17 protein-coding genes are annotated in these 22,903 nt (G+C 63.7%); 3 read left to right on the top strand and 14 right to left on the bottom strand.

Translation table 11 applies throughout. The features are described from left to right. Positions 1-97: 97 nt before the first annotated feature. Both I6F12_RS01300 and I6F12_RS01295 read right to left on the bottom strand, forming a co-directional pair. Positions 98-1,024, bottom strand: a complete 927-nt coding sequence (locus I6F12_RS01300; RefSeq protein ID WP_225155325.1) for an SMP-30/gluconolactonase/LRE family protein — start codon at positions 1,022-1,024, stop codon at positions 98-100. A gap of 136 nt (positions 1,025-1,160) precedes the next feature. Next, positions 1,161-1,994, bottom strand: coding sequence for an AraC family transcriptional regulator (locus tag I6F12_RS01295; RefSeq protein ID WP_225155324.1), 834 nt, complete (start codon positions 1,992-1,994; stop codon positions 1,161-1,163). A gap of 172 nt (positions 1,995-2,166) precedes the next feature. Between I6F12_RS01295 and I6F12_RS01290 the strand changes: the two genes are divergently transcribed. Then, a complete protein-coding gene (locus I6F12_RS01290) occupies positions 2,167-3,270 on the top strand; it encodes a mandelate racemase/muconate lactonizing enzyme family protein (protein ID WP_036028533.1) in 1,104 nt (367 codons plus the stop codon). A gap of 9 nt (positions 3,271-3,279) precedes the next feature. On the opposite strand, the gene I6F12_RS01285 is transcribed toward I6F12_RS01290, so the two are convergent. Beyond that, positions 3,280-3,636 (bottom strand): hypothetical protein, encoded by a 357-nt coding sequence (locus tag I6F12_RS01285; RefSeq protein WP_036028535.1) that lies wholly within the window; start codon positions 3,634-3,636, stop codon positions 3,280-3,282. 183 nt (positions 3,637-3,819) lie between these two features. On the opposite strand from I6F12_RS01285, the gene I6F12_RS01280 reads away from it, so the two are divergent. Then, complete coding sequence (locus tag I6F12_RS01280) at positions 3,820-4,044, top strand: hypothetical protein (protein WP_036028537.1); 225 nt, start codon at positions 3,820-3,822, stop codon at positions 4,042-4,044. Between the two features lie 279 nt (positions 4,045-4,323). Here I6F12_RS01280 and I6F12_RS01275 read toward each other — a convergent pair whose 3' ends face one another. Beyond that, positions 4,324-4,980, bottom strand: a complete 657-nt coding sequence (locus I6F12_RS01275; RefSeq protein ID WP_036013147.1) for a glutathione S-transferase family protein — start codon at positions 4,978-4,980, stop codon at positions 4,324-4,326. Between the two features lie 164 nt (positions 4,981-5,144). Between I6F12_RS01275 and phaZ the strand changes: the two genes are divergently transcribed. Next, a complete protein-coding gene (gene phaZ, locus I6F12_RS01270; protein WP_225155323.1) occupies positions 5,145-6,368 on the top strand; it encodes a polyhydroxyalkanoate depolymerase in 1,224 nt (407 codons plus the stop codon). 31 nt (positions 6,369-6,399) lie between these two features. On the opposite strand, the gene I6F12_RS01265 is transcribed toward phaZ, so the two are convergent. The 10 genes from I6F12_RS01265 to I6F12_RS01220 form a co-directional block, all read right to left on the bottom strand. After that, positions 6,400-8,304 carry a diguanylate cyclase gene (locus I6F12_RS01265; RefSeq protein ID WP_225155322.1) on the bottom strand — a complete coding sequence of 635 codons (1,905 nt, stop codon included), beginning with the start codon at positions 8,302-8,304 and terminating at the stop codon, positions 6,400-6,402. A gap of 172 nt (positions 8,305-8,476) precedes the next feature. Beyond that, positions 8,477-10,669 carry a glycosyltransferase gene (locus I6F12_RS01260; protein ID WP_225112146.1) on the bottom strand — a complete coding sequence of 731 codons (2,193 nt, stop codon included), beginning with the start codon at positions 10,667-10,669 and terminating at the stop codon, positions 8,477-8,479. Positions 10,670-10,681: 12 nt separating this feature from the next. Next, positions 10,682-11,962 carry an HlyD family secretion protein gene (locus tag I6F12_RS01255; protein WP_225112145.1) on the bottom strand — a complete coding sequence of 427 codons (1,281 nt, stop codon included), beginning with the start codon at positions 11,960-11,962 and terminating at the stop codon, positions 10,682-10,684. A 316-nt stretch (positions 11,963-12,278) separates the two neighbouring features. Next, a complete protein-coding gene (locus tag I6F12_RS01250; protein ID WP_225155321.1) occupies positions 12,279-15,608 on the bottom strand; it encodes an adenylate/guanylate cyclase domain-containing protein in 3,330 nt (1,109 codons plus the stop codon). Positions 15,609-15,910: 302 nt separating this feature from the next. Beyond that, a complete protein-coding gene (locus tag I6F12_RS01245) occupies positions 15,911-16,429 on the bottom strand; it encodes a hypothetical protein (RefSeq protein ID WP_225155320.1) in 519 nt (172 codons plus the stop codon). 442 nt (positions 16,430-16,871) lie between these two features. Continuing rightward, positions 16,872-18,740 carry an ABC transporter ATP-binding protein gene (locus tag I6F12_RS01240; protein WP_225155319.1) on the bottom strand — a complete coding sequence of 623 codons (1,869 nt, stop codon included), beginning with the start codon at positions 18,738-18,740 and terminating at the stop codon, positions 16,872-16,874. A gap of 9 nt (positions 18,741-18,749) precedes the next feature. Continuing rightward, positions 18,750-19,676 carry a glyoxylate/hydroxypyruvate reductase A gene (locus tag I6F12_RS01235; RefSeq protein ID WP_036013135.1) on the bottom strand — a complete coding sequence of 309 codons (927 nt, stop codon included), beginning with the start codon at positions 19,674-19,676 and terminating at the stop codon, positions 18,750-18,752. 7 nt (positions 19,677-19,683) lie between these two features. Further along, the gene (locus I6F12_RS01230; RefSeq protein ID WP_225155318.1) at positions 19,684-21,012 is read right to left on the bottom strand and encodes an FAD-binding oxidoreductase; all 1,329 of its coding nucleotides are present in this window, start codon (positions 21,010-21,012) and stop codon (positions 19,684-19,686) included. Between the two features lie 52 nt (positions 21,013-21,064). Beyond that, positions 21,065-21,940 carry an ABC transporter permease gene (locus I6F12_RS01225; RefSeq protein ID WP_225112139.1) on the bottom strand — a complete coding sequence of 292 codons (876 nt, stop codon included), beginning with the start codon at positions 21,938-21,940 and terminating at the stop codon, positions 21,065-21,067. Positions 21,941-21,944: 4 nt separating this feature from the next. Beyond that, complete coding sequence (locus I6F12_RS01220; RefSeq protein WP_225155317.1) at positions 21,945-22,895, bottom strand: ABC transporter permease; 951 nt, start codon at positions 22,893-22,895, stop codon at positions 21,945-21,947. Between the last annotated feature and the right edge of the window lie 8 nt (positions 22,896-22,903).

The raw sequence follows: 22,903 nt of genomic DNA, 5'->3' as shown, positions 1-22,903 counted from the left end.
ATTCCGGGGCGGCTTGAAGAGCCGAACCCGGAATCTCGAGATCCCGGGTTCTATGCTCCGCATAGCCCCGGGATGACAATCGCGTTTTACGCGATTGTCACTTGTTCAGAAAATTCAACGGCAATCCGCCGCGCGGCCAGTCCATGGCGATCAGCTCGCCCTTGCCCGACAGCGTGATGTAGGCGGTCTTCAGCTCGGGGCCGCCGAAGGCGATGTTGGTGGTGACGCGGTCGCCGGTCGGAACCTGTTCCACCAGGGTGCCGTCGGGCGCGATCACCGAGATGCAGCCGGAGACGAGCGTGGCGACACAGACATTGCCGTTCGCTTCCACCGCGAGCGAGTCGAACATCTGGTAGCCGCCAAGGCCGCAGATCGGCTGGCCGCGCTCGCCGCGATAGATCGGATCGCGCGGCTTGAGCGTGCCCGGCGCCGAGAGCTCATAGGCCCAAAGCCGCCCGGTCGGCGTCTCCCCGATGTAGACCGTATTCTCGTCCGGGGACAGGCCGATGCCGTTCGCCGGCAATACGCCATGCACGATTTCGACGATCTCGCTCATGCCGGGCTTGAGGTAATACATGCCGCCGACGTCCATATCGCGCGCGCGGCGCTTGCCGAGATCGGAGAACCAGAGGCCGCCGTGCTTGTCGAAGACGAGGTCGTTCGGCCCGCGCAGATCGTGCGCGCCACATTTGGTCACGACGGTCTCGACCTTGCCGGATTGCAGATCGACGCGCTGGATCGCGCCGCCGAGATAATCGTCCGGCTGCGGGCCGGGCATGATCATCTTGCCGGCCGGAATCCAGGAGAAGCCGCCATTGTTGCAGATGTAGATCTTGCCGTCGGGTCCGAGCGCCGCGCCATTCGGGCCGCCGGGAATCTTCGCCACGATCTCCTTGCGGCCGTCGGGATAGACACGCGTCAGGCGCTGGCCGCGGATCTCCACCAGCACCACCGAGCCGTCCGGCATCACGACCGGCCCTTCGGGAAATTCGAGGTCGGTGGCGAGAACGCGGACGTTGGACATTGGAGACCCTCCCGGCGGCTTGTTATGGCTTGCGCGGGATGTCCGGCACGGGCCCCCGCAGGCAAGATTTGCCTGCGGTTATGGCAAAGTCGCCGGAGCTTGCCAAGCAAGCGGGACGGTATGCCAGCGTTGCGTGTTATTCTCTGACCGGTATCCAGATTTCGAAGCCGCCGTTGCCGGTCGCGGGATCGAATTTTTCGTCATAACGCTCGAAGTTCGGCGCGTCCGCGGCTTTCAGGCCAGACGCCGGCAGCCATTGATTCCAGATCGTGTTGACGGTGCGCCGGATCGAGGCGACGTGATCCTTGTGCGTGAACACCGCATAGCGCTGCTCCGGAATGCGGATGCGACCGAAGCGGCGCGGCAGGTCGGAGAAATCGGCGACCTCGACGCCGGCAATGTAATCGAAATTGCCGGCATCATCGCCGTTGCAGCAGACGCCGTAGGCGACGTGACCGACCCGCGCGGGGATGTCGGCGACCTCCTGATTGAAGCGCTGCCACAGACCAGGGATCATGGCACCGTTGTCGCAGGAGATGCGCTCGGCGCAACCGGCGACGAGGAAGGCCTTTGCGGTCTCGAAACGCGGTGGGGCAAGATGGTCGAGCATGGTGGAATCCATGAGGATCGGCTCCTGTAGCCTGAGCTGGTTGACGCACGCTGCCGCCCTCACCGCTTCGGGCGTGGTGCCGAATTGGTCGCGGAACGCGCGGGTGAAAGCTTCGTGCGAGCCGTAATCCGCCTCCAGTGCCAGCGACAGGATGTCAGGTGCGCCCTTTGCCAGACTGCGCGCCGCCTCCGTCAGCCGCCGCGCGCGCACGTAGCGCATCACCGGCAGACCGACGGCTGCGGCAAACGCACGCACAATGTGGAACCGCGACACGCCCGAGATCGCAGCGATCTCGTCGAGCGTCATCGGCTCGGCCAGATGGCTCTCGATATACCAGAGCGCGCGCTGGGCTGGATTCATGGCGGTTCAGGCTCTCGTTCGAAGCGCGGTGATGATGCGCCGATCGGCATCACTTTGCTTGATCGGCATTGCTGTCGTTTGCATGAGGATAGCCGGTCAATGGAAGCTGGCAACGCCCCGGTGTTCGTGGCTACACTCGCCGAAACCGCTCACGAGAAAGAGGAACCGGGTCATGGAAATCACCGATGTGCGGGCGCACCATATCCGCATCCCCTATGATGCCGGTGTCGCGAGCTTCCGCCAGGGCGCGTCCGCCATCACCGCACTCGACATGGTCCTCGTCGAGGTCACGACCGATGCCGGGCTGACCGGCTGGGGCGATGCTTTCGCCTATGTCTGCCCGCGCACGACGCGCAGCGCCGTCGAGGAGATGATCGCACCGCAGGCCCGCGGGCTGGAGGTGCCCGATGCGGCCGGCATCCCCGCCGTGATGGAGCAGATCCAGCGCAATTTGCATCTGTTCGGCCGCTACGGCATCACCATGTTCGCGATCTCCGGGCTCGATATCGCATTGTGGGACCTCGCCGCGAAGGTCGCGGGCGTGCCGCTGCACCGCCTGCTGGGCGAGATCAGGCGCACGGCGATCCCGGCTTACGCGAGCCTGCTCCGGATCGGCTCGCCCGACAACATCGCCGCCGAATGCAGGAAGGCGCTCGCGCTCGGCTATGGCGCGATCAAGCTGCACGAGACCACGACGCCTGCGGTGCTTGCCGCGCGCGAAGCGATCGGTCCGAGGATTCCACTGATGGTCGACATGAACTGCCCGCTGACCGGGGACCAGGCGATCGCTTTCGCGGCGACATGCCGCGACGCGCAGCCGATGTTCCTGGAAGAGCCGGTCTGGCCGCCGGAAGACTTCGCCACGCTTGCCGAGGTGCGCAGCAAGAGCGGGCTCGGAATTGCCGCCGGCGAGAATGCCTGCACCGAATATCAATTCCGCCAGATGATGGAAGCGGGCGCGGTCAGCCACGCCCAGCCGTCAGTCATCAAGGTCGGCGGCATCACGGAATTCCTGAAGGTCGCAGGCTTGGCCGATCGGCTCGGCATCAGGATCGTGCCGCACTCGCCTTACTTTGGCCCGGGCCTGCTGGCGACGCTGCATCTGCTCGCGACGCGCGACGACGGGCTGGTCGAGATGTTCTATTTAAAGCGCGAAGCCTGCCTCTGGGGCGGCCGCGCCGATGTCGATGCAAGCGGCCATGTCGCGGTGCCGGCGGGTCCCGGGCTCGGCTACGAGCCCGATCGTGGCGTGATGGAGCGATATCGCGTCGCGTGATCGAGGCGCCTATTTCGCAGCATCCTTCGCCGGCGGCGCATCCTGCTTCTTCTTCAGATCCTCAGTGGTCTTCGCCTGCGCGGCCTGGAGATCGAGAAGCGTCTTCTGCAGGCCGGCGATGGCTGTCTTCAGCGCATCGATCTGGCGATTGGCAACATCCAGCTTTTGCTGATGGTCGAGGCTGAGCTTGGTGATCGTCTTCTGCAGGAAGTCGACATTGCTCTGGAGGCAGCTGGTGCGGCGCTCCATGGTTTTCTCGACCGTGCAGATCTCGATGCCGGGCACGTCCTGCGCGAGCACCGGCAGAGGCGCCAGCGTGGCGAGCAGCAACATTGCGAAACAAATTCCGGCGTTTCGAAGCAGCATGAAAGTTCCTCGGCCAGTCGATCACATCAATGTGCGCTGTTTGCGCGCTGCAGCGTGAGGCTACCACACTCGCACCGCATTCTCGCGTTGAGCTTGGGCCCGTTCCCCTGGGACGGGGAGCAGTGAACCGCATGCGGGAGAAGTGGGCGCTCTCCGCGGCTTTGTTTAGGGGAGATTTTTGGAATGGCAACGCGCGATAGACGTTTGGCGGAATTCGACGGCGCCGGAGAACCACCGCCGGGCCTGCCACTTGAAGTGCTGTGCGAGGATCACAGCGGGACGTATCAACTGCCGTTCGCCTGCCGCTATGTCGAAGGACGCTGGCAAAACCACGAGGCCGGGATTGCGGTGGAAGCAACCGTGATCGGCTGGCGCCTGCCGCGCCTGAAGCAGCGCGGGGCCGCCTGAAGGCGGTGTCTGTTTCAAAATGCGACGGGGCCGCGCTGCGCTTTAACCTTCGGAACGCGGCCCGAACGAATCACGTCCGAATCAGCCGAAGCGCCTTGTACGCACCTGTTCACGGCTAGATCTCGCTGCGGTTCGGCAGGCGCGCACAATATCTGCGCAGCCGGCCGGATCGCAGGCGCCTGTCGCCGGGTCCAAAGGTTAATTGTTGCAAGGGCATAGCGCCGCGGTCCGCAGCGGAGGGCCGCCGCCCTCGAAACAGGCAGGCCGTGCAACGCCTGCCTAATATTCGACCTCGAGCTCCTCGATCTCGGCCGGCTCCTCCTTCGCCGCCGCGACCCATTCCTGCATCTCGGGCATGGCCATGATGGTGTCGGCATAGGCCTTGAGCGGCGGTGCGAGCTTGACGTCATAGGTCACGAAGCGCGTTACGACGGGAGCGTACATCGCATCCGCCATGGTGCGCTTCTCGCCAAACAGGAAGGGACCGCCCGATTTCTCCAGGCAGTCGCGCCAGATGAACCAGACCCGGTCGATATCGGCCTGCGCCCGCGACCAGATCTTGAAGCCGGGAAAGTGCCCCTTCAGGTTGACCGGCAGCGAGGCGCGCAGCGTGGTGAAGCCGGAATGGATTTCGCCCGAGATCGAGCGGCAATGGGCGCGCTGGATGCGGTCGGCCGGCAACAGGCCGGCGTCCGGCATGACCTCGTTGAGATATTCGGCAATCGCCAGCGTGTCCCAGACCACGGCGCTCTCGTGCCGCAGGCACGGCACCAGGATCGAGGACGACAGCAGCAGGATCTCCGCACGCGCCGACGGATCGTCCGGCGCGGTGACGATCTCCTCGAAATCGAGCCCGGAGAATTTCGTCAGCAGCCAGCCACGCAGCGACCAGGACGAGTAGTTCTTGCTGCTGATGGTCAGTGTCGCCTTCGCCATAGAGCCCTTCCCTCACGCCTGGGCAACGCACCGCCGCGCGTGCGTGCCCGTGATCTGTGCCTACCCGACGGGGCGCAGCAAGCGACATGCCAATTTTCCGGGCGGTCCGGCTCCCGTCTGGCTTCGATATTGCATCACGACAGGAGGCAAGTGGGCGCTTCAGTATGATGTCGATGTATTATCAGGCTTTTCAGAACCACATGGACCTGACGGCGCCATGGCGCGCGGGGGCTTCGTCCGCACTCAAATTCCTCAATCTGGTGCCTCAGGGCTCATCGGACCAAGTGGTCGGCCGGCTTTCGGCCGCGCTGGAGCTGATCTCGCGCTCCACCCTCACCTATGACCGTCCCGCCTACGGCATCGACAGAGTCATGGTGGGCAACCGCGAGGTCGCGGTCAGCGAGGAGATCGCCTACGCGACGCCGTTCGGTTCGCTGCTGCACTTCAGGAAACACGGCGTGGCCGAGCAGCCGCGCATGCTGCTGGTTGCGCCGATGTCCGGACACTTCGCCACGCTCCTGCGCGGCACCGTGAAGACGCTGCTGCAGGACCACGACGTCTACATCACCGACTGGCACAATCCGCGCGACATCCCGCGCAGCGAGGGCCGCTTCGGGCTCGACGACTACACCGAGCACCTGATCGACTTCCTCGGGCAGCTCGGGCCGCGCCCGCACATGGTGGCGATCTGCCAGCCGTCCGTCTCCGCGCTCGCGGCCGCCGCGATCATGTGCGAGGACAACCATCCCTCGCGCCCGGCGACGCTGACGCTGATGGCCGGCCCGATCGACACACGGATCCAGCCGACCAGGGTCAACGAATTCGCCAAGAGCAAGCCGATCGAATGGTTCGAGCGCAATCTGATCAACTACGTGCCGGTGCAGTGCCGCGGCGCTCTGCGCAAGGTCTATCCCGGCTTCGTGCAGCTCACCGCCTTCGTCTCGATGAATCTCGAGCGCCACATCAAGCAGCATCTCGACCTCGCCAACCACATCGCCAAGGGCGAGAAGGAGAAGGCCGCGACCATCAAGACCTTCTACGACGAATATTTCGCCGTGATGGATCTGCCGGCCGAATTCTACATCGAGACCGTGCGCGACGTGTTCCAGGAGCATCTCCTGCCGCAAGGCAAGCTGATGCATCGCGGCCGTCCGGTGAACACCAGGGCGGTCAGCCGCATGGGGCTGATGACGGTCGAGGGCGAGAAGGACGACATCTGCTCGATCGGCCAGACGCTCGCCGCCCAGGACCTCTGCACCGGCGTACGCGCCTATCGCCGCGTCCACCACATGCAGGCCGGCGTCGGCCATTACGGCGTGTTCTCCGGCAAGCGCTGGAACAACGAGATCTATCCGCTGCTGCGGGATTTCGTGCACGTGAATTCGTGAGGCGCACGCCGCGGCGCACGAGAGCTACTCTTCAAGCTCGTATCGCGCTGGGCCACGCGATGATTTGCCCTGACATCACAAGGCGGTTGCGCCCGCTCTCCTTGGCGGCGTAGAGCGCCTTATCCGCGGCCGCTATCAACGACGTGAAATCAGCATTATCGCCGAACGACATATGTGTGGCGCCACCAATACTGAGGGTGACCTGCTTGGATGGCGGGTTGAGCGCGTGCAGGATGCCGAGGTCTTGAATCGCTTGCCGGATTCGCTCGCCGACCTGCTCGCACCCTCCCGTGTCCGTATTTGGTAGCAGCAAGGCGAATTCCTCACCACCATACCGAGCGGCCAAGTCTGCTGGTCGCCGGGCCTGTTCTGCCAGGACCCCGGCGACCGAGCGGAGACATGCATCGCCCGCCTGATGCCCGTACTGATCATTGAAACTCTTGAAATGATCGACATCCATCAGCAACAGTGACAGAGGCCTTCCTTCGCGCCTGGCTCGGTCCCATTCCGCCTCTAGCCGCTCGTCGAAGTGTCTGCGGTTTGCCAAGTCCGTCAGGCCATCCGAACTGGCGAGAGCCGCCAGCTTATCCTCCAGGTCCTTACGTTCGGTCATGTCGCGCGAGATCGCCACCACGCCGTTGATGTCTCCACTCTGCGCACTCCTGGCGACGCGCAGCGCGGTTTCGATCCAGACCTCGCCTTTCTCGCGATGCCGAGTGCGATAAGTGATTCTCGCCTCCTCGGCTTCGCCGTTCATCAACGCGGAGATCGTCTCCTCAACCCGCGCCAGATCCGCCGGATTTATGCCGGCGAGGGCCGACGTATCCACCAATTCGTTCGGAGCCCAGCCAAGGACTCGCGCGCTGGACGGCGACGTATAGAGAATCCGTCCATCGGCCGCTATACGCATGACCATGTCTCCCGACTGCTCCGCGAGGAGACGAAAATCCGCCTCCTTGGCGATCAGAGCAGCGGCCATCTTCTGCCGCATGTGCAACTGGCGCACCAGCCAAACCCCCGCAACAGCGAGCCCTCCTATCAGTCCCAGCACCGCAACCACGCGCGTCAGCGCCGCTTTGCGCCAGGGGGCCAAGACGTCGTCTTCCGATTCCGTCGCAACCACGACAACAGGGTAGCGACTGCTGAGTTGATAAAAGCTCAGACGCCGAACGCCGTCGAGAGGCGACGTGAAGTAGTAGACGTCCGCACTTGGCCGCTCGCGGAAATTCCTAAAAAGCGGTGCATTCGACAGATCGCGACCCGTATATCCGTTGTCCGGGCTACGCGCGAGGACAACGCCCTTCGCGGTCGCCAGTGCAATTGAGCCGTTCTGGCCAACGTCGAATCCGCGATAGAATTGTAAAAAATAGTCGACATCGATCGTGGTAAGAGCCACTCCGGCAAAACTGCCGTCAGGATGATCGAAGCGCCTTGACGCAGTGATGATCCATTGCCCCCCCGATCTGCTCCTCACTGGACCCCCAATGAAGGTTCCTCGCTCAGCCACGGCGCGATGATGCTGGAAATACTCGCGGTCGCTGTTGTTGAGTCCGGCGAAATCCACGGGCTCGCTGGTTGCCAGCCAGCGGCCGGTCTCGTCATAGACGAACACAGCTCGAATGCGGTTCGCGGCTTTGCGCCGGGAAAGAAAGGTCTGAATCTTCGCGATCGCCGCCGGGCTGGTCCCCTCGAGTTCGAGTTGGCCGACCAACACATTGAGAACGGTGTCCGCGAGTTCGAACGTATCGTCCGCGTGTTGCGTCACCGACCGGGCCAGATTGGCCACGTCTGTTTCGGAGCCCTTCAGCAGCGTCTGTCGCTGGGACCACTCCCGCCAGCCGCTGAGCGCGACAATCGCCAAGCAAGCGACCGCCACGAATGCGGAGGCCCAGAGCGTCAGACGCCCCTTCCGAAGATCGCTGCGGTGATCGATCAAGAGATGCTCCCTGCACCCTCAACCCCGTAAACGCCTTGGGCTAAAGGATGGTTGCTCGTTCCGCTTGTGATTTTTTGGGAGAACACCGGAAGGAGATTGACGGCATCGATGAGCGGCTTGACCGTCGATCGATAGCGCATGGACTGGTCCGGCGAGAAGGACAACACAGCAATCAACTCGGCGCGACGGCTTCGATTACTGTGCCGGCCACTCGGCCAAGGCCAGGTTCAGTAAAACTCGTCGGATGCAGGCTTCGAGCTCCGGCAAGAAGTGCAAAATCGTCTGTCCGCGGTTGAGGCCGAATGACCATGCTCTCTGCCGGCAGACGCTCGGTCGGCGAGACCGACGCGGGCTTCGCGCCGCCTGCAACAATGTGGGGCAACGGTGCGGCCATCAACCAGATGTTCTTAAGCATCGCCCTATTCACCGAGCACGCGACGACACCTTTCCGCTTCAGACGGGCGACGGTAAAGAGCTTGCGGATCAGCAGGTCTCGTTCAAGCGACTGCGGCAATTTGAACTGCACCCCGATGAGCCGGCCCCTTTGTTGCGCAATCACCGCATCGACCCATCCGACCTGCATGATGTGCACGCGCAGCGGTTCTCCGGCGCGAGGAAAGTCAATACCGGAGCCAAGCAGAACGCCGGCGCCAGAGAGGGAGATGTTGCTCACGCGTCCAGAAAGCTGCTCGCCGGTCGCGGTCTGGATCAAGATAGTTTCGTCGATGTCGAAACGCTCCTCGGTACGTCCCATCCGCGCCTGCAGCGAGGTCATGCAGACGAAGAAAAGCACGACGATGTTCACGACCGACCAGAAGGCGACCATCGGTAGAGCCGCCGGATGATCGATGATGCGCCATTCCGGGATCGTGTTCAGAACCACACCGACAACCGTCAACGCCATCAAGACCGCCGACGGCCAGAATATCTCCGCAGCGTAACTTGCGCGCCGCGCGGCAGCGCCCTTCGGCGTCACCCTGAACGCATGTCCCGCCGGCTTGACGAGAGTCCCCAGCACCGTCGGCAATATCTTGAAGCTCTGGATCGTCGCCGACACCTGAGCGGCGAGCGGAAAATGCACGTGCGGCGCGAACCAGGAGATGCCGCCGTTGAGCGCCAGGATCGCGGGGAACAAGTAGTAGAACACCGATTCGGGGGTGACATCGACGACAGGCGCCAAGCCGGTCCACATGAACACGATCGGAACCACCACGACCATGAGCGCCCGCAAGCCCAATGAGAGCCAATGCGTCGGAAAGAAGAGGAGCCGATGCATCAAGCCCAGTCCGGGGCCGAGCGGACCGGCGGCGAGGTACAGCGTCTGAATCGCGCCACGCGCCCAGCGTTGCCGCTGCACGAAAAAGGCATCAAGGCTTTCCGGCGCCAGTCCAATCGCCAGCGGCTCGCAGAGATAGCGGGTGACGTATCCCTTGCGCAGCAGGACGAGCGTCAGCAGGATGTCTTCCGTAATGGACTGGGTCGGCAAGGCATCGCCTACCGCGCGGAGTGCTGCGCGACGCGTGACGGAGTTGGACCCGCAACAAAAGGCACCATCCCAGCCGTCGCGCGCGGGCATGATGGAATCGAAGAAGAACCGTTGCTCGTCCGGCAGTCCCCTGTGCAGGCCGAGATTCGCCTGCATCGGGTCCTCATTGTAGAAGGCGTGCGGGATCTGAACGATTCCGACCTTTGGATCAGCGAAGAAGCCCATCGTGCGCATCAGGAAATTGCGCTGCGGCACGAAATCCGCATCAAAGATCGCGAAGAACTCGCCGCTCGTCTTGGTCAGGGCATGATTGATATTGCCCGCCTTGGCATTCAAATTGTCGGCGCGCGTGAGATAGCCGGCGCCCTTTTGCGTGCAGAGTGCCCTGAGCCAAGGCCTGCGACCATCATCCAAGACCCACACCTGGACGTTCGGATAGTCCAGGCACAGCGCGCCGGTGATCGTCTTTTCCAGCACCTCGAATGGCTCGTCGTAGGTCGGAATAAAGACGTCGACCGAGGGCAGCTCATCATCCGGCAGGCTGCGAAGCCGACGCTCGTGCTGATCTGCTTCGCTTCGGCGATCGGTCCTGCGAAGGAACGTCAGATAGAGAATGAACTGATCTGTGAAAGTCAGAAGCTCGACGAACAGACAGAACCAGATCCAGCCGACCTGATACCAGGTCCCGCTTGCCGGCAGCACTGTGGTGAAAATACGCCATTCGAGATAGTGGGCAACCACAAGCCAAACCACAACAAAGACCGCAAGACGCGCCCAAGGGCGCGCGACCGGAAAGGTCGGCGCCAACAGATACATCGCAGCAAAGATGCCCAGCATCGGCGCGAACAGCTGAGAGAGAGGCAGAGTCATGGCTTGCATGGAACATCTCGCTCACAGGAGCGATTGGTCGAGTTCCAGGCGAGCGGTCAGCCATTTCAACTTCGAGCTGACCAATCGTAGCAGGCCGTCGGCTCTGCGCTCGAAGCGCACCTCAGCCAATCGTCCGATATCGCAGGAGCCGTTGCGGTCGGCCGACGTCTCATTGGGCGGAAGCGATATCTCAATGGTAATGTTGCCCGGATCAGGCCGCGGCACCCGAGCCGCAAGCAGCCGATCATCGCCGTACGCGGCCGATCCGCGGACCTGCCGGATCTGGCCGCTCTTCCATTCGCGACTCCCAATCAGACGGACGGTAGCCGCATCTCCGGCCTTGATCTTCTCGAAATCGCGCTCGGGTAGTTCAACGACGATAAACCGGCGTTTGCAATCTGCGAAATCGAAGACCGACTGCCCTTCCGTGACCATCGAGCCCGGGCTGGCCGCGACCGACCAGACCACATGGGCTGCGGGCAAGGACAGATCGTAGTGATCGAGACGATCAAGTCGAGTGCGTTCCTCTGCAATTTCCGCGGCCAACTGCGCGGCACGTGAGCTGTTCTGCAACAGGTCTGTCTCGAGCTCCTGGCGGCGGAGGACAAGCCGCTCGCGCTGCTGCTGAGAATAGGGCACGTCGTTGGCATCGCCACGAAGATAAATGCCCTTGTCGGCCGCCCCCAATTCCGTCTTGAGGCGCCGCAGGCGTTCATCGGCCATCTGGCACCGCGTTGCGGTTGCCTCCTGCGAGGCCTGGGCCTCACCGGAGCGGATCTGCGAACTGATGCCGAGCTTCACGAGCCGCTCCATCCGGCCCGCGACATCGTTCCGCTGCCGCGCCTCAGCGAGACAGCCGCCTTTTTCAACTTCCGTTTCACCTATCTCGTGGCGCAGGCGCGCTACCATCCCCGAACGATAGTCCTCGCTTCGCTCGCGGAGCTTGCGATCGAGCTCGGCGATTTCCTCGAGTTGCCGGCGTGCGAGCTCGGCGCGTTTGGTGGACATGGCCAGCTGCTGATCAAGGTCCATGAGGTGCCGGCGATCCGGCGAACGCGCCTCGACCAGCGGCACCATCCGGGTGTGCTCGAAATATTCGCCCTTGCGTGGAAGATCTGACGAGAGCTGACCCGCCATCGGCGCAGTCACCCGCATGAGCTCGGCATTGACATAGGCGGAGGGGGCGATTCGGTAGGTCACATACGGCAACAGGGCCCATCCGCTGAGAGCGATGATCCCGAGCGCCAGGGACCGCCGAGCGATCCGGCTGCGAATGAAACGTTCGACATGCAGGCGAACCACGACTGGATCTCCAAATGGGCTTTGGTCGCTCCGCCTGCCCTTGCGAAGGCAAGCCTATCACCGCATGGCCCAGGTGTTTGCATGAAGCCTGCGCCTTGAGACAATGAGCAATCCGACAACAGCTGCTTGCCGAAATCAGGATTCGCCGCCGCAGCAGACTCCCCCTCGCAACCACGAGAAGCATATCTAGCTTTCACCACAGCAGGTTAAGACGTGTCAAAACCGGAGAACTACGGCTCGGGAATCGAGAACAAGATGCCGACCTATTCTGGCTTGAAGTCGGCGCGGCACTTGTACTGATCGAATGGCGGCGCGGCTAACGCCCATTCCTAAGCAGCTCTTTCGCTTCCGCGAATTCGGGAAGTCCATGCTCCGCCTCGAATTGAGCCACCACGGGCGCAAGCACTTCGGATAGCGTACGCGCTCGGCCATTTGTCTTGTACAGGCGTGCAAGTTCAAGAGCGCTGCGCAGCTCAAAGGTCTTGGTCTGCTGATGTTGTGCGATGTCCAGCGCCCGCTTGAGGGCGTCTTCGGCACTGGATTCGTCCGAAGGATTATGGCGCGATAAGAGTTTACCGCGGACACGATGCAGCTCGGCATCAAGCCAATGCTGGCCGGATTGTCCCGTCCCGGCGATCAATTCGTCCAGGATTTCCAGCCCGGTCTCGACGTCGCCTAAATCTGCAATCGCCAGGGCGACATGCATCCCCCAGAACGGTTCGCAGAGGTAGCAATCGTTCTCGTGCAGGAAGGTCCAGCCGTGACGCATGTCCGCCAGTCCGGTCATTCGGTCTCCCGCACGCCACTTGGCGAGGCCGTTCAGGTAGGTGCCGGCGGCCACGTACAGCGGCATCGTGTGGTCGCGCGCGAGACCGAGCGCCAGGATCGTCTCTGTCTGCTGCAACATGCCCCCGCATACTCCGTCGAACACAGCGCGATGAACCAGCGCATTGGCCTGGGACAGCGCCCGTTTTTCTCCCGGAGTACCCACCGCTTCCGCGGCGAGCTTGCGCGCACGAGCGATGTCGCCGAGCGGCCAGAGCACCAAAGCGAGAAATCGCATGATCACGAACGGGAGATCCAGCGCCGAAGCCCTGAAGGTCGCGGGATCCGGTTCGGCCCGATAGATCGCCAGCGCCCGCTCAAGATGCGTACGCGCGTTCAAATACTCGCCGGCGAACCAGCAGGTCACGCCCCCAGTCCAATGGGCCACGACGGCGGCCACCGGCGAGTCCGGCCGTCGCTCAGCGGCGCTCCTGATGGCATCCGCCAGATCCCGCATCGGAGCAAGTTCGCCATGGGTCAGGCAGGCATTGAAGAGGCCGGAATGGACCGGCGCAAGTTCAACGGGATCATCGATACCGGCTGCGAATTGTCGCGCGCGCGTCCATGCGGCGACCGTTTCCGGAGCGCTGTGGCCGAGGCTGCCCCGCAAGGCACGGCCATATGCGATTTGAAGATGCAGCCTGCTCATCATCCGGTGGGGCTCGCCAGGCAATTGATCGGCGATCGCGATGGCCTTGCCGAGATGCGCGATCGCCTCGGAATAGGCCGAGCGTTTCAACGCCTGCTGGCCCGCCTTGCGCCACCATTCGAGGGCGATCTCGCTCAGCCCCGCCTCGGTGAAGTGGTGCGCGAGAACTTCCGGCTCGGTCTCGGCGACGATTGGAAACTTGTCGCGCAGGACATCGCCAATCCGCGTGTGAAGCACCTGCCGTTTGCTCTTGAGCAGGCTCTCGTAGGCCGCTTCTTGAACAAGGGCATGCTTGAAACTGTAATTTGCTTCGGGCGGTGTCCCACGACGCAGCAGCAGTTCGGCCTCTTCAAGTTGTCCCAGCGCCGCGCCCAGCGTCAGATCGTCGCGTCCCGCCACGGTTTTCAGCAGCGCGTACGAGAAGTCGCGGCCAATGGCGGCTCCTATCTGGGCCACCTCCTTGACCGGAGCGAGCCGATCAAGCCGCGCCATCAGCGAATCCTGCAGCGTCGCAGGGATAGCAAGCGGCGGCAGCGGATTATTCAGGCGGTAGCGCCCGGCATCCTCAACGAGCAGCCCGGACTCCAGCACCATCTTGGTCAATTCCTCGACGAATAGCGGAATGCCATCGGTCTTGTCGATGATCTGCTCCATCATCTCGCGTGGCAGCTGGCGACCGACGACAATCTGCTCGACGAGCGCGCGCGTGTCCTGCCGATCGAGCCGGTCGAGCCGCAACAGACTGACGTTGGCGAGGCCCGACCAGGAGGGCTCGAACTCCGGCCGGGACGTCAAGAGCACAAGTATCGGCAGTCCCCTGATCCGATCGACCGCGAGATCGAACAGTTCAAGTGTCGTGGCGTCGGCCCAATGCATATCCTCGCAGATGATCAGCAGCGGCTGGCCTCGCGCCAGTCCCTCAAGCTGATCGAGAAGGGCGGCAAAAGTCTGCCGCCGCTGCTGCGCCGGGCTCAAGCCGAGGGGCGGGCAATGGTCGCCGGTGGGAATCGAAAGCAGAGCCGCAATGAGCGGTGTTGCCCGGGCGACCTGCTGGGTTCCTATTGCGAGCATTGCCTCGAGCTTGTCGAGTTTTTGATCCGCCGTGTCGTGCGAGCGAATTCCGGCGGCGCGCTCGAGCTGCGCGACGAAGGGATGAAGCGCACTATTGGTGTGGTAAGGCGAACACTGATATCGCACGCGACGGTGCAACCCCAACGAGGGGCTTTCCGACAGCGTTGCCACAATACGGGACTTGCCGATGCCCGCTTCGCCGGAAATCAATACGAACTGGCCCCGCCCCTGCCATGCCTCCCGCTGGCGCGAGAGGATGAACTCGATCTCGTTCTTGCGGCCGACAAAACCGATCGAGCGCGCGGCACGAACTGCCTCGAAGCGACTCTCGGATGCAGTCGCGCCTTCCACCGCCCAGACCGCGATGGGGTCTGCCATTCCCTTGACCTCCCGACGGCCGAGATTGCGCAGGGAGAACAGATCGCCAAGCAGCCGGCGCGTCGATGAAGCAACGACGACGACCCCCGGCTCCGCCAGACTCTGGAGCCGGGCGGCGAGGTTTGGTGTGTCGCCGATGGTTGCGTGCTCCTCCGACGCATCTCCGCTGATGAGGTCGCCGACCACCACAAGTCCGGTCGCAATTGCGATCCGCAGTTCAGCTTGTTCGTCGGTCCCTGTCTTGAGCTGGCGTATCGCGGAGATCATGTCGAGGCCGGCGCGCACCGCGCGCTCGGCATCATCTTCGTGGGCGCGCGGATAGCCGAAATAGACGAGTATTCCATCGCCGACGAATCTGGCTATCCTGCCATCATAAGCAGCAATCACGCTCGCGCAGGCAGCGCGATAGGCCCGGATCACCTCCCACATATCCTCGGGATCGAGACGCGCCGAGAGCGCAGTCGAGCCGACCAGATCGCAAAACATGACCGTGAGATGACGCCGCTCGGCGTCCTGAGGACGAGCGGGAGATGCGATCAACGCGGCCGGATCGAGGTCAGCGATAGCACGCAGCATCTTGCGGCGATGGCCGAGCAGGACTCCGAGCTTATCGAAGTCCTCATCCATCAGTTCGGGAAGGACGCCTATGTCGATCCCATTTTGGGCAAAGCGCTCCGCGTATTGCGCAAGCCCCAGCTTCTCGAGCCACTCCGCAATCTGCATTGGCTCCACCGATCGTGTGGTTAGCGGTTAGCAGAAGTTTTGGACCACGGCGCGCGGGGACAATATACCAACACCACCATGATGGCACGTCTTGTTTGTTGCGCGACAACTTAGGTTTCTCATTGCCGATATCACTTTCAAGTGGTGACGCTGCTCGATGCGAACGGCTTTGCTACCAAACATCGTCGGCACGCAGCATTGGACGGCGGAGGTTGCGATGAGTCGTGGCGGTCATTTCGAACCGAAACTGAACCAACACTGCGGCTTGTGCCGAACGGACGTTTTCCGCGACAGCGGCTCCTTCATTGCTCGCTGATTGGCGCTTCGTAGCTGCGAGCCATCGTGCCCGCCGCAACCTGCAGCGAAGAACCAATTACCCAGCAGCCGGCAACAAAGCCGATCAGGCCGTTTGGCAGATTCTGATCAAGGACAAGGATGCTGACGGACAGAGTTGCAGCGATTGCCGCGCCGAACGTGCCGGCCGCACTCATGATCTCTATCGGCTCGGAACCGTTCCACTCTTCCGAGATGCTCGATGTCGACCTCTGCGCGGGGGCATTGCCCGACAAATCAATCCCCATGTAATAGCCAAGAGCTCCGTAAGCCATCGTTATTAGGACGATCCAACCGCTTTCAAACAGACCGGCCTTCTGACGTAACAGGGTTGCTCCAACATAGAGGCCGCCAGAGGCCCCGACGGAGGCCAGCCCGATTCTTTCAAGAAGATGGGCCGATTTGATCAGACTGGAACGGGCGATCCGAAGATTGCCGACGCGCCTTGTTGCAGAAAAGGCGCTGAAAATTGCGCTGCTTATCTTCATAGGAGCTCCTTCTGAGTAAGTAGCAGCCTACCGGCCGACCCCGAACAGAAGCTGCGTGAGTTGCGCGATGCGCTTTCATTCCAATTTCTGAAGAATCTTTGCTGAGTGATGGGACTGGTTTTGCTCGTGAGCGAGACGGAACCAATCCAAAGCTGCGAGCATGTGGCTGCGCAGGCATTGCATCTCACCCGTGTTTCAAATGATCCAGGTGCGGCAATTTTCGTTGCGAGAGTGGTAATTCAGAAAGAGAGCGAGCGCGTATGAAGCGGTTCACACACGGTCCTCCCTGTCGCTCTATTCGGTCACAATTTCCGAAGGACGCATCTCATTTCGCGATAACGGACGGCGAACATGCTGGATCTGCAACGCGCGGTTGGTCAGCACGCTGCCCGCGTCTGGCCGAAATCAAAGATACGCGCATGGTTTCGTGAAGCTCGCAGCCTCAGCCCGACCACTCCTCGCCCCAGACCTGCACGACGTGGCCGGGCGACACTTCGCGATAGTGCCGCACCGGCGGCTGATAATCCGGCGCGCGGACCGGGCTTCTGATCTCGTCGTTGGAGGCTGGTCGCTGCGTGCCGCGGCGCGACGGATCGGGCACCGGCACGGCGGCCATCAGCTTCCTGGTGTAGGGATGCTGCGGATTGCCGAACACCGACGCGCGCGGGCCGATCTCGACGATCTCGCCGAGATACATCACGGCGACGCGGTGGCTCATGCGCTCGACCACGGCGATGTCGTGGGAAATGAAGAGATAGGCAAGGCCCATGCTGGCCTGGAGGTCGAGCATCAGGTTGACGACCTGCGCCTTGACCGAGACATCGAGCGCGGAGACTGCTTCGTCCGCGACGATCAGTTTCGGGCCGAGTGCGAGCGCGCGCGCGATGCAGATGCGCTGGCGCTGGCCACCGGAGAATTCGTGCGGGAAACGCGCCGCCATGTCGGCGGAGAGGCCGACGCGGACGAGCAGGTCGGCGACCTTGTCGCGCGCCTGCGACGCCGTCGCGAGCCCGTTGGCGAGCAGTGGCGCAGCGATCGCCGTTCCCACCGACATGCGCGGATTGAGGCTCGCGAACGGATCCTGAAACACGATTTGCATGTGCTTGCGGACATCGCGCAAAGCCCGGCCGTTCATGGCCAGCACATCCTGGCCATCGATCAGGACCGTACCGCTGTCCGGCTGCGTCAGCTTCAGGATGGAGCGTCCGGTGGTCGACTTGCCGCAGCCGGATTCGCCGACCAGCGCCAGTGTCTCGCCGGCGCGCAAGGTGAAGGAGACGTTCTCGACCGCATGGACGCGGCCCGAGACCTTGCCGAACAGGCCCGAGCGGATCGGAAAGCGCGTCGTGAGGTTTGAGACTTCCAGCAGAGGCCGCTCGGCGGGCGAGACCGTATCGGGCGTCTCGGCCGGCTCGTCCGACGTGCCCGTCACCTTGTCGACGATCGGAAACCGCATCGGCCGCATCCGCCCGTCCATCGAGCCGAGCCGCGGCACGGCCGCGAGCAGCGCGCGCGTATAGGGATGCGCGGGCGCGGCAAAAATGCGCGCGGTGGCGTCCGTCTCCACCGCCTGCCCGCCATACATCACCACGGTGCGGTCCGCGATCTCGGCGACCACGCCCATGTCGTGGGTGATGAAGAGGATCGACATGCCCTCCTCCTGCTGAAGTTCTTTGAGCAGTTCCAGGATCTGGGCCTGGATGGTGACGTCGAGCGCGGTGGTCGGCTCGTCCGCGATCAGAAGCTTCGGCTTGCAGGCCAGCGCCATCGCGATCATCACGCGCTGGCGCATGCCGCCGGAGAAGCGATGCGGGTGCTCGTGGAAGCGCGACGCCGCCGCAGGGATGCGGACGCGATCGAGCAGGCGGACGGTCTCCGCCTCTGCCGCCGCGCGCGACAGGCCGCGATGCTGGATCAGCGCCTCCGCGATCTGGAAGCCGATGGTGAGCACCGGATTGAGGCTCGTCATCGGCTCCTGGAAGATCATGGCGACGTCATTGCCGCGGATATCCTTCATATCAGCCTCGGGCAGCGCGAGCAGATCGCGCCCCGCCAGCATGACGCGCCCCTCGACCCGGCCGATCTCGCTCGGAATGAGCCGCATGATCGACAGCGCGGTGACGCTCTTGCCCGAACCGGACTCGCCGACGATCGCGACGGTTTCGCGGGCTGCGATGTCGAACGAGACCTTGCGAACGACGGGAATCCATTGCCGCTCGAGCATGAAGGAGGTGGTGAGGCTGGAGACGGAGAGTACCGCTGCCTGTGCTTCGGCAACGGCCTGATCAGATCTTTTTGTGCCGATGCTCATGCGATTGCCCTAATAGCCCCGCCTGCGATCGACCAGACCCGGCAGCTCCTCGCCCCGACGATGCCGCGCGATCACGTCGAGCACGAAATCGACGGCCGTATCGGGCGTGGTCATGCTGGCGTTGTGCGGCGTCAGCAGGATGCGCGGATGGCTCCAGAACGGGTGGCCTGCCGGCAGCGGCTCGGGATCGGTGACGTCGAGCACCGCACCTGATAGCGCGCCGCTGTCGAGGGCTGCGAGGAGATCGGCCTCGACGAGATGCGGGCCGCGTCCGACATTGACGAGCCCTGCCCCGCGCGGCAGGCGCGCGAACAGCTCGGCATTGAGAATGCCGCGCGTTTGATCCGTCAGCGGCAGCAGGCAGACGAGAATGTCGGCCTGCGCCAGAAATTCTGGCAAGGCATCGGCCCCCGCATAGCAGGTGACGCCTTCGATCTCGCGCGGCGAACGATTCCACCCAAGAAGCGGAAAGCCGAACGCCTTGAGCCGCTCCAGCACGGCCTGGCCGAGCTGGCCGAGCCCCATCACGCCGACGTGCCGGCGCCTGGCCGGCGTGATCCGGATCTCGCGCCAGACCTGCTGCCTCTGCTGGCTGATGAAATCGAGGAGATCGCGATGCAGGGCAAGCACGGCCATGGTGACGTATTCGACCATGGTCTCGGCAATGCCGGGCTCCAGCATGCGGACCAGCGGGATGTGCGCCGGGACTGTCGTGGTGTCGAACTGATCGACGCCCGCGCCCACCGAGAAGACCAGCTCGAGATTGGGAAAGGTCGTCGTGATGTCATCCGGCGGCACCCAGGCCACTAGATAACGCACCGCGGCGGGATCGCCGATGTCGGGCCAGAGCCGGAACGGCACATCAGGCGCGCGCTCCGCGAAGAAGCGCGCCCACTCGGCGCCGCGCACCATATTGGCCTTGTAGAGAACCGTCATGCCGCCCTCAGAACGGGCTGACTGGCGCGAGCCGGCGGCCGTCGATCATGCGCTTGTGGCTGTAGGCGGCCGGATCGACAAGCGGCGTCGCGCCGGTCACGAGGTCGGCGGCGAGCTTGCCGGCGGCGGGACCGATGCCGAAACCGTGGCCGGAGAAGCCGGTCGCGAGGAAGAAACCCGGCAGCGCGTGGACCGGCGAGATCACCGGAATCGTATCGGGCGTGCAGTCGATGGTGCCGCCCCAGGCTTCGGCGATCTCGATGTCCTTCAATTCCGGATTCGACTTGATCAGCGCCGCCAGCGCCGCATTGACCAGCGACATGTCGGGCGCGGGATCGCGCACGCGCTCGACCTCGAACGGCGATGGCTTGTCGAAACTCCAGCTGGTGCCGCGCATGAGCTGATCGAAGAACGATTTGCCGAACGAAAGCTTCAATCCGTTCTTGCGATGCTGATAGGTCGGCCAGAACGTGCGCGCGTAACGGAACAGGTCCGGCGACAGCTCGACCGTGCCGCGGTTGCGCAGCGCCAGCGTGAAGCCGCCGTCGAGGCGGCGGCGGATGCAGTAGAAATCGGTGCCAAGCGCGCCGGAGGTGATCTCCGGTCCCGGCGTGGTCCGGCACGCGGTGGCGTTGACGAGTCCGATCGGCAGCTCGATGCCGTGGCGGCGGCAGAACAGCGACGACCACGCGCCGCCCGCCAGCAGCACGGATTGCGTGCGGATGGTGCCCTTCTCGGTGACGACGGCGCTGACGCGCCCGCCAGTCGTCTCCAGCCCGCGCGCGGCGCAGCCCTGGTGGATGGTGACGCCGTGCTTGCGTGCGGCGGTGGCGAGCGCAGGGACGGCCATCGACGGCTCGGCGCGGCCATCGCTCGGCGTGTGCAGGCCGCCGACCCATGTGTCGGCGTTGCCGGGCATGCGCTCGGCGACCTCGGTCGGCGTCAGCACGGTGGAGTGAACCTGCATCTCGCGCGCGACCGCGGCCCAGCGCTCCCAGCTGGCGAGTTCGTCCTTGCTCTTGGTCAGGAACAACACCCCGGTTCGCCGGAAGCCGGCATCGACGCCGGCATCGTTCTGCATGTCCTCCCACAGAAGCAGCGCCTCGCGCGCGAGCGGGATCTCCTCGCGTGCGCGGCCTTGCTGGCGGCACCAGCCCCAATTGCGGCTCGACTGCTCGCCGCCGACATGGCCCTTCTCGACCAGCGCGACGGAGTGCCCCTTCTTCGCCAGATGATAGGCGGCCGAGACGCCGATGACGCCGCCGCCGATGACGACGACATCTACCTGCGCCGGCAGGCGTTCGTCGCTGTTGATGCGGTTGAGCGGCGGGGACATGGGGCACTCCTGGAGTTCAGTTCGAGCTCTTGCGCGTCAGAGGTCTTGCGCGTCACGGGATGTTCATTCGCGGATCGAGCGCATCGCGCAGGCCGTCACCGAGAAAGTTGAAGCTGGTCACCGCGAGCGTGATGGCGACGCCCGGCGCGATCGCGAGCCAGGGCGCGCTGGTGAGATAGATCTGCGCATTGTTGAGCATGTTGCCCCAGCTCGCCGCCGGCGGCTGGATGCCGTAGCCGAGATAGCTGACATAGGATTCGAGCAGGATCGCCTTGGCGACGTTGAGCGTCGCGGCAACCACTATCGGCGCGATCGCGTTGGGCACGAGCTCGCGGAACATGATGCGCAGGTTCGACGAGCCGAAGGCGAGCGCGGCGACCGCAAACTCACGCTCGCGCAGCGAACGCACCTGGGCTTCGACCACGCGGGCCACCGCCATCCAGGCCGTGGCGGCGATCAATATGGTGGTGGTGACGAGACCGGGCTCGGTCAGCGCTGCGAGGGCCAGCAGCAGGAAGATGGTCGGAAAGCACAGCACGGCGTCGACGAGCCGCATCAACACCGCGCCGACCGCGCCGCCATAGAACCCGGCAAAGGCGCCGACGACAATGCCGACCGCCATCGCGATCACCATCGCGACGATGCCGATCGAGAGCGAGACCCGCCCGCCCATCATCAACCGTGCCAGCACGTCGCGGCCGAGCTCGTCGGTGCCGAGAATATGCGCGCCGGAGAGCGGCGGCGCGAACCGCTTCATGATGTCGATGTAGGTGTCGTCGAACGGCAGCAGGTAGGGGCCGAACGTCGAACCGAGCACGAGCACGAGGATGATCAAGGCGCCCGCGAGCGCCAACCGATGCCGGCGAAAGCGCCGCCACGCGGCCTGGCCGGGCGCGAGCTGAACGGTGGAGAGGGCTGCGGTCGCCATCGCTTCAGCCCACCCGGATGCGCGGATCGACGACGGCATAGAGGATGTCTGCCAGCAGCGAGCCGATCAGCACCATCGTCGCCGAGAACATCAGGATGCCCATCACCACGGGATAGTCGCGGTAACCAATCGAATCCAGGAACAGGCGGCCCATGCCCGGCCAGGTGAACACGGTCTCCGCCACCAGCGCACCGCCCAGCAGCGTCGGAAACTGCAGGCCGGCGACCGTGATCATCGGCAGCAGCGCGTTGCGAAGCGCGTGCACCGTGAGAATGCGCCATTCCGGCATGCCCTTGGCGCGTGCAGTGCGGATGTAGTCCTGGTTGATGACCTCGAGCATCGAGGAGCGCATGAAACGGCCCCACATCGCGGTCTCGACCAGCGCCAGCACCATGGCCGGCGCGATCAGATGATGCAGCAGGTCGAGGAAGGAGCCGTCGCCAATGGTGTGCCGGTTGCCCGCCGGCAACCAGCCGAGCTTGACCGAGAAGACGTAGATGGTGACGAGGCCGAACCAGAAGGTCGGGATCGACAGCGCGATCATGGCGCCGACGGTGGCAAGCGTATCGAACAGCGAGTAGCGGCGTAGCGCGCCAAGGATGCCGATCCAGCAGCCGAGCAGCACGGCGATGATGGTCGCCTTCGCCATCAGCTCCAGCGTGGCGCCGAGATGCGAGGAGATCACCGACAGCACCGCCTCGCCGTCGCGATACGACTTGCCCCAATCACCCCGCACCATGCGGCCGAACCAGTCGAGATATTGGACCAGCAGCGGACGATCGAGGCCGAGCTGCCTGGTGACGCGGTCGAGATCCTCCTGCGTCATCTGGCTTGAGACGGCAAACTGCGACAGCGGCCCGCCGGGCGCCAGATGCAGGATGGCGAAGCCGATCCCCGAGACGATCACCAGCAGCATGATCGCCTGCGCCAGGCGATTGACGACGTAGCGGGCCATCTCAGGCG

This window comes from Bradyrhizobium sp. IC4059 (assembly GCF_020193615.1).
Lineage (GTDB): Bacteria > Pseudomonadota > Alphaproteobacteria > Rhizobiales > Xanthobacteraceae > Bradyrhizobium > Bradyrhizobium yuanmingense.
Note: the sequence above shows the minus strand (reverse complement) of the source record. Positions and strands in the feature narration are given on the sequence as shown.